Origin of the sequence: Pseudooceanicola nanhaiensis (genome assembly GCF_020171315.1) — a bacterium.
GTDB lineage: Bacteria > Pseudomonadota > Alphaproteobacteria > Rhodobacterales > Rhodobacteraceae > Pseudooceanicola > Pseudooceanicola nanhaiensis_A.
In genome coordinates this window covers 1-638 of record NZ_JAIUZP010000028.1, presented here as the reverse complement: position 1 = coordinate 638, position 638 = coordinate 1, and the positions used below count along the sequence as shown (strand labels likewise).

The window sequence follows — 638 nt, the reverse complement described above, 5'->3', positions numbered from 1 at the left end:
ACGTCTTCGATCGGCATCAGGAAGGGCTGGTCCACGGCACGTGCCGGCTGGGGGATGTACTCGTCCACAGCCGCCATCAGTTCGCGGATCTTGTTCTCGCCGATGGCTTCGTCACGGCCTTCCAGTGCGGCCAGGGCCGAACCTGCGATGACGGGGATGTCGTCGCCGGGGAAGTCGTAAGCCGACAGCAGTTCGCGGATTTCCATCTCGACGAGCTCGAGCAGCTCTTCGTCGTCGACCTGGTCAACCTTGTTCATGAAGACGACCATGGCGGGGATACCCACCTGACGGCCGAGCAGGATGTGCTCGCGGGTCTGGGGCATCGGGCCGTCAGCAGCGTTCACGACCAGGATCGCGCCGTCCATCTGGGCAGCACCGGTGATCATGTTCTTCACGTAGTCGGCGTGGCCGGGGCAGTCGACGTGTGCGTAGTGACGGTTCTCGGTCTCGTATTCCACGTGTGCGGTCGAGATCGTGATGCCGCGTGCCTTTTCTTCGGGCGCGCCGTCGATCTGGTCGTAGGCTTTGAATTCGCCGAAGTACTTGGTGATCGCAGCGGTCAGCGTGGTCTTGCCGTGGTCGACGTGACCGATGGTGCCGATGTTGCAGTGCGGCTTGCCGCGTTCAAACTTTGCCTT

At 62.4% G+C, this 638-nt stretch carries 1 protein-coding gene; it reads right to left on the bottom strand.

The features are described 5' to 3' along the window. Positions 1–638: GTP-binding protein (locus LCM32_RS21910; protein WP_224823210.1), on the bottom strand; the 638-nt coding region annotated here is incomplete at both ends.